The 13,602-nt window shown below is 60.5% G+C and carries 10 protein-coding genes and 1 pseudogene; 6 read left to right on the top strand and 5 right to left on the bottom strand.

Going from position 1 to position 13,602, the window contains the following annotated elements:
* Nucleotides 1–12 precede the first annotated feature (12 nt).
* The 5 genes and pseudogenes from radA (at nucleotide 13) to lysS (ending at nucleotide 4,373) form a co-directional block, all read left to right on the top strand.
* Nucleotides 13–1,407: a DNA repair protein RadA gene (gene radA, locus ACVWYY_RS06795; protein WP_457403476.1), complete on the top strand. Its 1,395-nt coding sequence runs from the start codon at nucleotides 13–15 to the stop codon at nucleotides 1,405–1,407.
* Between the two features lie 240 nt (nucleotides 1,408–1,647).
* Nucleotides 1,648–2,067: a hypothetical protein gene (locus tag ACVWYY_RS06790; RefSeq protein ID WP_457403477.1), complete on the top strand. Its 420-nt coding sequence runs from the start codon at nucleotides 1,648–1,650 to the stop codon at nucleotides 2,065–2,067.
* A 35-nt stretch (nucleotides 2,068–2,102) separates the two neighbouring features.
* A pseudogene (locus ACVWYY_RS06785) lies at nucleotides 2,103–2,286 on the top strand (hypothetical protein); the annotation flags it as partial.
* A 33-nt stretch (nucleotides 2,287–2,319) separates the two neighbouring features.
* A complete protein-coding gene (locus ACVWYY_RS06780; RefSeq protein WP_457403479.1) occupies nucleotides 2,320–2,787 on the top strand; it encodes a hypothetical protein in 468 nt (155 codons plus the stop codon).
* 50 nt (nucleotides 2,788–2,837) lie between these two features.
* Complete coding sequence (lysS, locus tag ACVWYY_RS06775; protein ID WP_457403481.1) at nucleotides 2,838–4,373, top strand: lysine--tRNA ligase; 1,536 nt, start codon at nucleotides 2,838–2,840, stop codon at nucleotides 4,371–4,373.
* 93 nt (nucleotides 4,374–4,466) lie between these two features.
* Here the strand turns inward: lysS and ACVWYY_RS06770 are convergent, their stop codons facing one another.
* The 5 genes from ACVWYY_RS06770 to ACVWYY_RS06750 all read right to left on the bottom strand — a co-directional run bounded on the left by ACVWYY_RS06770 (nucleotide 4,467) and on the right by ACVWYY_RS06750 (nucleotide 11,422).
* The gene (locus tag ACVWYY_RS06770; protein ID WP_457403482.1) at nucleotides 4,467–8,342 is read right to left on the bottom strand and encodes a tetratricopeptide repeat protein; all 3,876 of its coding nucleotides are present in this window, start codon (nucleotides 8,340–8,342) and stop codon (nucleotides 4,467–4,469) included.
* A 95-nt stretch (nucleotides 8,343–8,437) separates the two neighbouring features.
* Nucleotides 8,438–10,060, bottom strand: a complete 1,623-nt coding sequence (locus tag ACVWYY_RS06765; protein ID WP_457439983.1) for a copper resistance CopC/CopD family protein — start codon at nucleotides 10,058–10,060, stop codon at nucleotides 8,438–8,440.
* A gap of 17 nt (nucleotides 10,061–10,077) precedes the next feature.
* On the bottom strand, nucleotides 10,078–10,671 hold the full coding sequence (locus tag ACVWYY_RS06760) for a YcnI family protein (RefSeq protein ID WP_457403485.1): 594 nt from the start codon (nucleotides 10,669–10,671) through the stop codon (nucleotides 10,078–10,080).
* Nucleotides 10,672–10,733: 62 nt separating this feature from the next.
* Nucleotides 10,734–11,033 carry a hypothetical protein gene (locus ACVWYY_RS06755; RefSeq protein ID WP_457439981.1) on the bottom strand — a complete coding sequence of 100 codons (300 nt, stop codon included), beginning with the start codon at nucleotides 11,031–11,033 and terminating at the stop codon, nucleotides 10,734–10,736.
* Between the two features lie 47 nt (nucleotides 11,034–11,080).
* Nucleotides 11,081–11,422 carry a c-type cytochrome gene (locus tag ACVWYY_RS06750; protein WP_011433133.1) on the bottom strand — a complete coding sequence of 114 codons (342 nt, stop codon included), beginning with the start codon at nucleotides 11,420–11,422 and terminating at the stop codon, nucleotides 11,081–11,083.
* A gap of 135 nt (nucleotides 11,423–11,557) precedes the next feature.
* On the opposite strand from ACVWYY_RS06750, the gene dnaG reads away from it, so the two are divergent.
* Nucleotides 11,558–13,498, top strand: a complete 1,941-nt coding sequence (dnaG, locus tag ACVWYY_RS06745; protein WP_457439979.1) for a DNA primase — start codon at nucleotides 11,558–11,560, stop codon at nucleotides 13,496–13,498.
* Nucleotides 13,499–13,602: the final 104 nt, after the last annotated feature.

The raw sequence follows: 13,602 nt of genomic DNA, 5'->3' as shown, positions 1-13,602 counted from the left end.
GAGTCCCCGGCTATGGCCAAGGCCAAAACCGTCTGGGAGTGCAGCCAGTGCGGCGAGCGCTATGCCAAGTTTTTGGGCCGCTGCGACCATTGCGGCGCCTGGAACACCCTGACGGAAGTGGTCGTCGCCCCAGCGGCCAAGTCCCCACGGGCCCAAGCCCTCGCTCCTAGGTCCAACCGCGCCAATGGGATCCCCCGGTCGGCCCTCCCCCTCTCCCAGGTCTCCTCAGATCGCCACCCTCGCCTCTCCTCCGGCTATGGCGAGTTTGACCGGGTGTTGGGAGGTGGCATTGTGCCGGGATCCCTGGTGTTGATTGGCGGGGATCCGGGCATTGGCAAGAGCACCCTGCTGCTGCAGAGCGCTGCCCACCTGGCCAAGAGCGGGCCCATCTTATACGTGTCGGGGGAAGAATCAGCCCAGCAGATCAAGCTACGCGCCGAGCGGCTGGGGGTGGAAAGCGAGCAGCTCTACCTCTTGGCCGAGACCGACCTGGAGGCCATCGTGGCGGAGATCCAGGCTCTGCAACCGCAGGTGGCGGTGATCGACAGCATTCAAGCCATCTTCTGGGGGCAACTCACCTCGGCGCCGGGATCCGTTTCCCAGGTGCGGGAATGCACCGGCCTGTTAATGCGGCTGGCCAAAAAACTGGGGGTGGCTCTGCTGATTGTAGGCCATGTTACCAAAGACGGATCCCTGGCCGGGCCGAAGGTGCTGGAGCATTTGGTGGACACGGTCTTGTACTTTGAGGGGGATCGCTTCCAAAGCCACCGCCTATTGCGCGCCGTCAAAAACCGCTTTGGGGCAGCCCAGGAAATGGGTGTTTTTGAGATGACCGCCTCTGGCTTGGTGGAGGTGGAGAACCCCTCGCAGCTTTTTTTGAGTAGCCGGGATCAGGCCATGCCCGGAACAGCCACCATCGTTGCCTGCGAGGGCACCCGCCCCTTGGTGGTGGAAGTGCAGGCCCTAGTCAGCCCCACCAGCTACAGCTCCCCCCGCCGCACCTCCACCGGCATTGAAATCAACCGCTTTTTGCAGATCTTGGCCGTGCTGGAAAAACGGGTGGGGATCCCGCTTTCCAAATACGATGCTTACATCGCCTCTGCCGGCGGCATTCAGGTAGCCGAGCCAGCTGCCGACTTAGGGGTGGCAGTGGCTGTGGCCGCCAGCTTCCGGGATCGACAGGTGGATCCCTTGACGGTCTTGATCGGCGAAGTGGGGTTGGGAGGACAGGTGCGCCCGGTGGCCCAATTGGAGCAGCGCTTGAAAGAAGCCAGCAAACTGGGGTTTCGCCACGCCATCATTCCCAACAGTCCCGTTTTGTCAGATTATGGATTGCGCTTGAGCCGGGTGCAGCGGGTGCTGGAGGCTCTGCTCGTGGCTCTGCCCGGTTCCCAGAGCCCAGAATGAGGGCAGTTGCCCAAGAAAATCCCCTTGCACTTCATCCCGTCGCCGGGTTTTGCTGCGCCCTATCTCCAGAGGCTACGCCTGCTGCAGGAACATCGTCGGCTGCTCTGGTGGTGCCTTCATCACTTTCCCGAAGACTTTTGTTACTCTCAAAAAAGGTTACGCCTGCTGCGCGAACAGCTCAGTAGCATGAGTCAAACCCCAGCCCTCAGTTAGCAACACCAGCAACGGATCCCGGTGAGCATGGTTTCCGCACCCTCCAGCCCAGTCCAGCCCTCGATGCCGGAGGCGGCATTTCCTCTGCCAGAGCCACCGGATATTAGTGACCTGGTCATCGAGGATGATGAGCCCGCGGACAGCATTCTCTCCAAAAAGCTGCAGCGCCTGCTCACCAGCGCTCTCTACGCCTCCTTCCAGCCCAAGGCCGAAGACACGGGGGAGCTGATCCCCTTTTTGGCCACAGCCAATATTGGCCTGTTCTCTGCCCTCAAACTGCCTCCCCTGATGCCCGATGTGACGCTCAGCCTGGAGGTGGCTCCCCCCGCCAGCTTTGAGCGCAAGGAAGATCGCACCTACCTGGTCTGGGAGATGGGTAAGCCGCCGGATGTGGTCATTGAGATTGTCTCCAAGCGCAAAGGGGAAGAGCATGACTCTAGTCAATAATAAGCTCAACTATACTGAAAATAATGTATAATATGTTCAGTACGGATTACTACCAGTTGATCTTTCTGTTTACTTTCGAGTCTGCCAACATGGTAGCCAAAGCAAAGCAGAAAATTGGTAGTAAGACGACACGGAAACTGCGCTTTGGGTATTCTACTCAAAGCTTTGCGGGATACCGCCATTCTGGTTGGAAACAAACAGAATGCTATCGCTGCATAGTTGAACAGTGATGTTCAGCAGTGTTCAGCGTAAATGTATCAGCTGGGCCGCAAACGCAAAGACTATGCCCGCGCCGGCGTCAGCTACTACGCGGTCTACGATCGCACAGCGGGCGTAGCCTCTCCCTTGCGGCAACTAAGGGAACTGCAGGGATCCCCTCTGGCCCTTTTTCAGCGGCGGGGAGGTGAGTTTGTCCCCTTCGCGTCCACATGGCTGGAGGACAAAGGACTCCGTCCCGCTAACGCGAAAGGACTCCGTCCCGCTAACGCGATCGGGCTGGGCTTAACCCTCTGGCAGCGATCCTTTGAGGTCGTGAATACCGAATGGCTACGCTGGTGTGATCGGGAGGGGCAGGTTTTGCCCACCGGCGAAGAAAAGGCTGCTCTGGAACAACAGCGCGCTGAGGCAGAACGCCAACGGGCCGAAGCCCTTTTGGAGCTGCTGCGTTCCCACGGCAAAGGACTCCGTCCCGCTAACGCGATCGCACCGCCGGCAGCCTGAAAAATCCCGTCCCTAACGGGGCTTCCATTGTCCATTGCCTATCCACCGCCATGTCCACTCTCCCCAGCAGCAGCGAAGCCGCCCAACGGGCCGCCCGCCTGGAAAAAGCCCAACACCTGCGGGAACAAGGGATCCCGCCCTATGCCTATTCTTTTCCTGTTACCCATCTGGCTGCCGAGCTGCAGGAGCAATTTGCCGACCTAGAGCCCGGCGGCGAGCGGGAGGATGTGCAGGTGGCGGTGGCCGGGCGGATCCGGGCGCGGCGGGTCATGGGCAAGCTGGCTTTCTTTACCCTTCAGGATCGCTCCGGCACCATCCAGCTTTACCTGGAGAAGCAACGGCTGACGAAGCAGATGGGGGAGTTGGCCTTCAAGAACTTGGACAAGCTCCTCGACGTGGGCGATTGGCTGGGGGCCAAGGGCTGCCTGAAGCGCACCGAAAAAGGGGAATTGTCGGTGCGGGTGGACGAGTACCAGGTGCTAACCAAGGCGCTGTTGCCGCTGCCGGACAAGTGGCACGGCCTGCGGGATGTGGAGAAACGCTACCGCCAGCGCTACGTCGATCTCATCGTCAACCCTGAGGTCAAGCAGACCTTGCTCGACCGCGCCCAGATCATCCGCTCCCTGCGGCAGACTCTGGAAGAGCGAGGTTTTGTGGAAATTGAGACGCCAGTGTTGCAGGTGATCCCCGGCGGGGCGGAGGCGCGGCCTTTTGTTACCCACCACAACGCCCTGGATCTGGATCTCTACTTGCGCATTGCCACCGAGCTGCACCTGAAGCGGCTGGTGGTGGGCGGGATCGAGCGGGTCTATGAAATTGGGCGGGTCTTTCGCAACGAAGGCATTTCCACCCGCCACAACCCGGAGTTCACCTCTCTAGAGGCCTATCAAGCCTTCGCCGACTACCACACCATGATGGAGCTGACGGAAACCCTGGTCTGCAACGCCGCCCTGGCGGTGCGGGGATCCCTGCAGCTCACCTACCAAGGGGAAGCCATCGACCTCACCCCTCCCTGGCGACGGGTGACGATGCAGGAGCTGGTGGAGGAGGCCACTGGCATTTTCATCGATGTGGAAAAGGGATGCCCTGAAGAGCTCTTGCCGGCCTTGGCCGCCCAAGGGATCCCCGATCTCTCACCCCAGGACTCCCCTGGCAAGTTGCTGGTCAAAGCCTTTGAGCACTGCTGTGAGAGCCACCTGCGCCAGCCCACCTTTGTTCTGGACTATCCCCTGGAGGTGTGTCCCCTCACCAAGCCTCACCGCAGCAAACCGGGGTTGGCAGAGCGCTTTGAGCTGTTCATCGTGGGGCGGGAGACGGCCAACGCCTACTCAGAGCTCACCGATCCGGTGGATCAGCGGCAGCGGCTGGAGGCCCAGGCAGCCCTGAAGGCAGCCGGCGATGAAGAGGCCCATTTTCTGGATGAAGACTTTCTCACCGCCTTGGAATACGGCCTGCCCCCCACAGGTGGCCTGGGCGTGGGGATCGACCGCTTGACAATGCTGCTGTGCGATGCCCCCAGCATTCGCGATGTCATTGCCTTTCCGCTGCTGCGGCCCGAGACGGGAGAAGTGGCGGAGGGGGCTTGAGCCGATCCCTCTAACTGTCCATTCAAATCCCATCGATTTCTAAGAGAGGTTGGAGGTGGCCGCGGCGACGGCGCGGAGCCTTTGGGAAGTGTCTCAACCTATTTTGAAATAACTAGCGATAACGTCTTCCAAAAGCCGACCTTCGTACCCTTGCATCTGGAGGGCAGCCTGGAAATCCTGGCAGGCTCTCTGCCAATCCCCAAGGGCAGTCCGGGCCAGGGCGCGGTTGAGGTGGGCCTTGAGGTGGCAGGGATCCCTATCGCTCGCGTCAGCAGTGCAGAGTGTTATGGCTTGGTCGTAGTCGCGGATGGCCGCCGAAAAATCCCCCTGTTGGGCGTAGGCCCAGCCGCGGTTGTTCAAAACCCAGACCCGCTCCTGGGGATCCAGCTCCAGTTGCAGCAGTCGGGTGTAGTCTTCTATCGCTTTGTCCGTCTGTCCCTCGCCATCCCACAGGAGAGCTCGGTGGAGCAAAGCAGAGTGCTCCTGGGGGTTCAAGGCCAGGGCCTGCGTGTAGTCGGCAATGGCCAGCTCAGGGCAATTGGCCTGCCGGTGTAGATCCCCCCGTTGACGGTAGGCCAGGGCAGCATCGGCCACCCCCCAGTTCTGGTCGAGGCTCAGAGCTTGGTTGAGATCCGCCAATGCCGCCTCTTGATCCCCCAAAGCCAGATGCACCCTTGCCCGCAAAGCAAAAGCCTGAGAAGCCTGCGGTTGCTGCTGGATCAGCGCCGTGAAATCGGCCAACGCCCCAGCCAGATCCCCCCTCTCTTGGCGACACAAGCCCCGATACAACAGGGCTTCGGTGACCAGCACTTCTGGATCCCCTGGGCTGGCCAGCTCCAAGACCCGATCCCAATCGGCTATTGCCCCCTCCAGGTTGTGGCGCAGGCGGCGGACTTGGGCCCGCTTCAGGTGGGCCTCCAGATAGAGCTGCCGGGACTGTTCCCCGTCTTGGGCCTCTTCCTGGATGACTTGGTCGAAGTCGGATTCAGCCTGCGCGTAGTACCCCAGCTCCAAGGACTCCGTCCCGCTGACGCGATCCTGCTCCGCACGGTTGGTAGGGCCATCGGTGCCGCGCACCGCCAACGTCAACAACAGAGAGCCGCGGGCCAAGCGGGCCATCCTGTGTTGGGGATCCCGCTGCAGCAGACGGTTTAGATCTTGCAAGGCCGCTTCGGTCTGACCCAACTGCTGCAGAGCTTGTCCTCGGTGCCACAGCGCTTCCCTGTGGTCAGGATCCTGCTGCAAAACCCGGCTGAGATCCTGAATGGCGGAATCCCAGTTGCCCACCTGTCCATGGGCCATGCCCCGTCCCAGCCAAGCCGTCCAGTCCTGAGGATCCTGCCGCAACACCTCGTCGTAGTCGGCAATGGCCTCTGGCCACCGGCCCAGCTGTCGGCACAACTCAGCTCGCTCTTGGCGCAGATCCCGCCGTTCCGGCTGCAAGCGCACCGCCTCGTTCAACTGCTCCAAGGCCGCCTGCAGATCTCCCGTCTGGATTTGGGCCCGCGCCAGATCTCGGCGGATATCCGCCTCGGCCACTGCCACCCCCAGCGCCAAAGCCTGGTGGTAATCCTGGATGGCCCCCAGCCCATCTCCCAGAGCAGCCCGCACTTGGCCGCGATGGAAATAAGCCAAGCCCGACTGAGGATCCCCTTGCAGAGCTTGGTCGAAATCGGCCAGCGCTCCCTGCCAATCCCCCAAGCGTTGCCGTGCCATACCGCGGCGCAGATGGGCATTAACCAGCAGCTCCGGCCCGCGTGGGATCCCAGGCCTCGCCGCCCACTGCAACACCTGCGAGAAGTCCTCACAGGCTGCCGGCCAATCTTCCCGCTCAACATGGAGTTGGCCGCGGTTGAGGTAGAGCTGAGGGTTCTGCGGATCCCGCTCCAGGGCAGCTGTATAATCCCGCAGAGCCGCTAGGGGATCCCCCAACAGCCAATGGATTCGCCCGCGGCTGCTGTAGGCACTGGCATCTTGGGGATCCAAAGCAATGGCCTGGTTCAAGTCGGACAAAGCCGCTTCAATGTTGCCCAAGTCCAGGTGGGCAATGCCCCGGTTGAGGTAGGCTTTGGCCATTTGGGGATCCAGCTCCAGGGCGCGGTTGAAGTCTGCCAGAGCGCCGCCGGGATCCCCCAGCCCCTGACGGGCCAAGCCCCGGCAGAGATAGGCCCGCGACAGCTTAGGATCCAGGCGGAGAGCCTGTTCACAATCGGCCAGCGCCGACTCCAGGGCGTTGCTGCTCAGGTAGGCCATCGCCCGCTGCAAGTAGAGATCCGCCTGGGCTGCCGCCTCTGCCTCAGGTAGCTCAGTGGCCTCAGCAGACCGTAGGGATAGGGCCTGAGAAAAATCTTCAACGGCCCCTTGGGGATCCCCCAACGCTTGTCGGGCCAGGCCCCGGTGGTAATAGGCTTTGCCGTGGCGAGGATCCAACTGCAGCGCTTGGGTGTAGTCCTCGACGGCCCCTTGCAAATCTGACAACTGGACCCGCGCCACTCCCCGGTTGAAGTAGGCTTCCCCGTCCTGAGGGTCCCGCTTGATCACCTCGGAAAAATCGGCTGCTGCCCCCTGCGCATCTCCCAGATGGCCGCGCACCACGCCGCGGTTGAAATAGGCCCGCACATCTTCCGGGTTGAGCTCAATGGCCCGCGAATAGTCTTCGATGGCCTGCTGCTGCTGATTGAGTTGCCGGTAAGCATTGCCACGGTTGTAGTAGGCCACCGCCCATTGTGGGTTGAGGCCGAGAGCCTGGGTGTAGTCGGCAACAGCTCCCTCGTAGTCCTCCAGCCGGTAGCGGGCAATGCCGCGGTTGAAATAGGCGCGGGCGTCCCCTGCCAGTTGAATGACTTGGGTGTAATCTGCGATGGCCCCTGCCAAGTCCCCACTTTTGTAGCGGGCGCTGCCCCGCTGGCTGTAGGCGCGGCTATTTTGGGGATCCAATTGAATGGCCAACGTACAGTCGGCAATCGCCCCCTGGAAATCCCCTTGGCGGGCTTTCTCCTGTGCGCGGGCCAACAGGCGCGTCACCAAAACCTGATCCACCGAAACATCGCCGAGCGTCGCCTCTTGGGGAAAAGGCAACAGGGGCCGCAGCGCCTCCAACACTTCAGCAGCGGACTGGAAGCGCTCTTGCCAGTGGGGGCAGATCAGGCGATCCAAAATCTCGGCCAGCTCCTCGCTGACCTGAACCAAATCCCGCCAGAGCAGTTGGCCGGTGCGGGGATCATCCCGGATCTTATGGGGAGGACGACCGGTGAGGGCTTGGATGGCCAGCACCCCTACGGAGTACAGGTCGCTGCAGGGCTGGGGCTTGCCGTTGAGCTGTTCGGGCGCCATGTAGCCAACCGAGCCAATCACCGTCGCCAACTGAGTTTGGCCGGGGGCATGGCTGACCAACCGCCCCACTTCCTTGACTGCCCCAAAGTCGATCAACACCAACTTGCCATCGGCATCGCGGCGCATCAGGTTGGCCGGCTTGATATCCCGATGGACGATCTGGTGGGCGTGTACATGGCGCAGGATCTCCAAAATATCCCACAACAGTTTCAAAACCTCGGCCTCGCTCAGCGGCTTGCCCGGGATCAGCTCCTGGCTGAGATCATGCCCGGCAACAAACTCTTGCACCAAGTAAAAATCCTGATCCTGCTCGAAGTGGGCCAAAAGGCGGGGCACCTGGTCGAAGTGGTTGAGCCGGTTGAGAACCTTGGCTTCCCGTTCAAAGAGCTTGCGAGCCGTGGCCAACGTATAGGGATCCGTGGAGAGGGGGCGAAGGCGCTTGACGACGCAAGGGCTATCGAAGGTGTCTTGATCCACCGCCTTGTAGGTTACGCCAAACCCTCCTTCCCCGAGGGGATGGAGAATGCGATAGCGTCCCCTGAGCACACTTCCCGCTCTGATCTTGTCTTCCATAGCCAAGCCAGTCGCCTGAGCGGCGCAGCCTTTTGCCACTACGAGCTGGCTCGATTCTGCCACAGGCCGACGCCCTTGGGCGGAGCAACCCACAGCTCCTATCCAGGGTCTTTTTCAGCTTTTTCTTTTCGCGATCTTCAATGTCTGTAACAATTCAGTCAGAGAGAAACCGCGATCTGACCTCGCCGCTCTTCAAAATCGCTGATCAGCAGTCTCACCTCGATCTGCCATTCCCCCGCCAGGGCTAGGGGCACATTTTCCACCACAAATTGGCCAGGCCCATCCGGCGCTACAGTGCGGCGTAGAGGGGGGATCCCCTGTTCTGGCAGGGAAAACCCAAGGGTCAATTCCTGGGCCGGGACTCCCTTCACCTCAGCCCGAATTTGATTTTCCCCAGGACGACAGGGCAGAATCCTCAGGTGCAGGCTGCCTTCCGGCCAGTTCAAGCTCTCTTCACAACTGGTCTGCCAACCTGATTCCAGGGGGGATCCCATGCCGTGCCTTCCATGACTGGGAGGAGCCTGGGCCACCAGGAAGCTGGTCAAGGCCAGCACCAGCATCAGCCCCACCAACTCCAGGCGGACGATCCGGCGCAGCGACCGGCCCGCGGCCTGTCCACCTTGCTGTAATCCCGGCACCAGCCGAAACTTGTTGTGGGCGCCCAGCCCCACCATCATCAGCACCAGCAGCAGCTTGGCCCAGAGATACTGGCCGTAGGGATGATCCCAGTGCCAGCCGCGGTGGATCCCACCCATCCCCACCCCCGCCAGGATAAGCCCCGGTACCGCCCAGGTGGCCACGTCAGAAAACCGTTGGATGATGCCTACAGATGGGTAGGGAGCAGATTCCTTGCCCAGCAGGCGCTCCAGCCCCCACAACCCTCCCAACCAGAAAGCTGAACCGGCCAGATGCAGCCCCAGCAGCGCCATTGTCCCCATCGGATGCTCACTGGTGAGAGCATGGCCAATGGGCAAAAAGGAGCCGAGCACCAACACCGACCCCATACCGCTGGCCCAGACGGCACCTCCCTCACAGGCCCAGATCAGGATCCCTAGCCCCACCAGCCGCAGTCCTGTACCCCAACCGTAGGGAGAAAGCATCACACGCAGCAGCTCTCGCCCATTAAAGTAAGGGTAGAGCTGGGCCAAATGCAGACTGAAGGCCACCACGGTCAAGCTGAGGGTGATCCAAGCTGTCGCAAAAGCCCAAGATAAGGGCTCCGCCCCGCTGACGCGATCGGAATCGGCGAAACTGCTCCGCTGCCCCCGCAACAGTCGCCACCAGCCCAGCACCCCCACCACAAAGAGGCTGCCCAAGTAGATCCCCCAGCGTACCCCCACCAGCGGCCAGTACAAGGGATCCCTTCCTTGAAGCTGGGTCGCCCTCACCGTCTGAACTCGCTCCGGATCCGCTCCCACCAGGAAAACAAACGAACCGCTTACCGGATGAGAATCGGCAGAAATGGCCCGCCAGCTGACAATGTAAACCCCCTCTGGGATCTCCTGGGGCAGATCCCCCTGCGGCGCGTTGCCGGTGCTCACCACGTTTTCCAAAGCTAGCGCCCGTCCGCTGCTACCCAAAACCTGGAGTTGCGTGATCCGCACCGGCTCATTGAAAACAAGCCGCACCTGTGTCGGCGCTTCCTGCAGCACCGCCCCATCCTCCGGGAAGGTGGAGAGCAAGCTGGCATGGGCAAAAGCGGGCGGGATCCCGGCCACCCACAGCAAGGCGCAGAGGATCCCAGACCAAATCCAAGCAAAACCCCTTTTGGGATGAAACATGCTCCTAAGCAGACCGCTTAGCGGGTACCGTGACCATGCCCATGTCCATGCCCGTGGCCGTGCCCATGTCCACTGTCTCCACCCGTCAGCTTCAGCAGCGGAGCCGGCTCCGGCAAACTGTTGGGATCCTCGCCAGGCTGAGCCACCTGAATCCAGCGGTACATGCCCTGCTCGCACTCCTGAATCACTGGGATGGGGATGACCTCACCGGGGCGATTCGGCAGCTTGAGGCTGATGCTGAACTCATCCATGAACTCATCGGGCAGCGAGCCGCCGCTCCAGATCACCTCGGCAACCGTTTCGGTAATCATCTTCCCATGCGACTCATAGGGGGTCTCCAGCGGCTTTTTGACCGTCTCGATTTTCCACAGGGGATGCACCATCGGCTTCACAGAGACGAATCCCTCCGGGATCTGCACCCGCAGGCGCACGGTCGGGGATCCATCGCAGCCATGGGGCACCCGAAAGGTGAGCTTGGCATAGCTGCCCGCCGTGGCCTCTTTGGGATGGACGGTGACATGGGCCCAGGCAGAAGAAAGGGGCAAACAACTCATTCCCAGGGCCAGCAGAGATTTCTTGGCCAGGGTCAAGTAACTTTGCAGACTGAACATTCGCAGATGCTCCTTACAAACCTGTAGAGAAAGAGAAAAATGCAGTGTTTGTTGGTCAAAACCTAGGGATGGTGATGGGATCCGTGGGATTCCGTTATGCTCATGCTGTGCTGTCCCCAACTGGAGAGGCCCATCGACACCAGGCCGGCACTGGCCAAGCCCATCGACACCAGCCCGAAGGAGAGCGCTCCCATAGCCACCAGGCCGACAGAGAGGATGCCGTGGGTCACCACGCCGATGGCCACCACCCCATGGGCGGAAATGCCCACCGCCACCAAGCCATGGGCTCCCACGCCAACCGACAAGATTTTGCGGCGGGATCCCTGTCCTTCACATCCCTGCTCGTGAGGCAGCCGCTCCACTGGTCTCCCCTGGAGCAGGGCTGGATCTTGAGTCCTCTCTTTGGACACTAGCCTCTACTCCAGTTGTGCTCAGCGCGATCCAAAACGTAGGCCGCCACCGCCTCGATCTCCTCCGGCTTGAGAATCTTGGCAAAAGCCGGCATGGCCCCTTTGCCGTTTCTCACTTGGGCCTGGATCAGCTCAGGGGTGTCTACGTGGTACTCATGAAGAGCCGCCAGAGAAAGGTTTTTCGCTGCCACCAAAGTGTTGCGCCCGTTCAAGTGACAACCCACACATTTGGCCTGAAAGACCTTGGCTCCCAAGGCCAAATCAGGCTCAGCAGAAGCCATTTGCGGGCCTAAAAAGAGGGCAAATACTGCCACCAAAAGCCCGATAAAAAGGTTGATCATTCGCATTTTCATCTCAGGGACTGACCGAAAACTAGCCTTTAAGGCCCGCCCATTATCCCAAGCCCGTTGGGCCAGGTCAAAAGACAGCCTGTCGAGTTTCCCCCGGCTACTATAAGGTCAGGATCCCCCGAAGCCATGAGCGGTCTGCCCCCCGATTTCATTCAGTTGGTGCGCCAAAAGGCCGACCTCGTGGAAGTGGTGGCCGAAAAAGTGGTGCTGCGCAAGCAGGGAAAGAACTTCGTTGGGCTTTGCCCTTTCCACAACGACCACAAACCCAGTTTTCAGGTCAGCCCCAGCAAGCAGATCTACAAGTGCTTCTCCTGCGGGGCAGGGGGAGATGTGCTGCGCTTTGTCATGCAGACCGAGCATCTCTCCTTTGCTGAGGCCGTGCGCCACTTGGCGCGGCGATACCACATACCTCTGCCCACCCGCAATCCCGAGGCGCAGCCCTTGGGATCCCTTGATGAGCGGGAGCTCTCCCACCGGGAAAAGCTGCTGGAGATTTTGGCCATGGCTGCCGATTTTTATCGGCATGCCCTCCGCTCCCAGCTAGGATCCGCCGCCCGCCAGTACCTGCACAGCCGCCACCTGAGCGAAGAAACTTTGCAAAAATTTCAAATCGGCTTTGCTCCCCCCGGCTGGCAATCTCTCTACGAATACTTGGTCAACCACAAGCGCCAACCGGTCAAACTTTTAGAAGAGGCTGGATTGCTGGTTCCCCGCCAGCAGGGATCCGGCCACTACGACCGCTTTCGCAACCGGATCATGCTGCCCATTTTCGATGTGCAGGGGCGGGTGATCGGGTTTGCCGGCAGAGCCTTGGGGGAGTCAGGACAGCCCAAGTACCTCAACTCTCCAGAAACAGAGCTTTTCAACAAAAGCCAGGTGGTCTATGGTCTCAACTTTGCCCGCGATGCCATTGCCAAAGCCGATCAAGTCTTGGTGGTGGAAGGCTATTTCGATGTCATCGCCCTGCATCAGGCGGGGGTTGCCTATGCCGTAGCCGCTATGGGCACCGCTTTGACGCCCCACCAGGTGAAGATCCTGCTGCGCTACACCCAATCGAAGCGACTGATTCTCAATTTTGATGCGGATCGGGCCGGTTTGAACGCCGCCAGCCGGGCCATTGAAGCCATTGAAGAACAAGCGCGGCGCGGAGAAATTGAGCTGCGCATTCTCACCCTTCCTGAGGGCAAAGATGCCGACGAATTTTTGCGGGAGTACAAGAGCTCGGCCCCGCCGACGCGAGCGGTTTCTGAACTGCAAACCCTGATCGAGCAAGCTCCCCTGTGGCTGGATTGGCGAATTGAACAGGTGTTGGCCGGTCGGGATCTGAGCCGAGCCACCGATTTTCAGCAGGCCCGTCAAGCCCTTGTGCAACTGCTGGCCGGTTTGGGTGGACAATGGCGCTCTTTGTATTTGCACAAAGTGGCAGAATTGCTCAGCCGCGGCAACGGTCGCCTCAGTCGAGATTTGGAAGAAGACCTGCGCCGAGCCGTGCGGCAGTACCGCTGGGCCAAACCCCAGCAACCTTCCCTCAATAAGGGATCCAAACTCTTGCAGTCGGAGTCCCATCTTTTGCAGATTTTTCTGCATTTTGGCGAGTATCGCCGCGAAATTCGCCAAACTTTGCTGGAGCGAGAGCTGCAATTTAGCTTTCGCCCCCACCGGGAGCTGTGGCAGCGGATCTTGGAGCTGATCTCGGCTCAGCCGGAGCTGGAAGAGCAAGAAGAGACGTTGCTGACGGCTTTGCGCACCCTCTGTGCCCAAGATGAGCAGCTCAACGAGCGCCTCAGCCATCTGCTTTGGCTGGACGAAAACACCCGCGTAGCCCTGATGCGTCCACGGATGGTGGTGCGGGCCGCCATTGCCAACATGGAGCTGGAAATTCGCCAGAAGCGCTACCGCTACTGGACCCAACTGTGGGATCAAGCCTTTTCCGAAGGCAACACCGCCCTGGCTGCCCAGTACCAGGCCAGCATCCAGCAGGAATACCAGGCGATTCAGGCGCTGCAGCGGCAGGTGCAACTGAGCCTGGAAAACATGTCGGAAACCCCACTGGCCGAAGATTTATAGTCATTTCGATTCAAACTAGGACACTAAACCCATAACCCCATACGCGGCCAGAAGGCTTCTCTCTATAGCCCGAGTGTCTCACCCTAAACTGAACAGACTGTAGT

Source organism: Thermostichus sp. MS-CIW-34 (genome assembly GCF_054060435.1).
The sequence above is the reverse complement of the archived record's forward strand: the minus strand, read 5'-3'. Positions and strand labels throughout refer to the sequence as shown.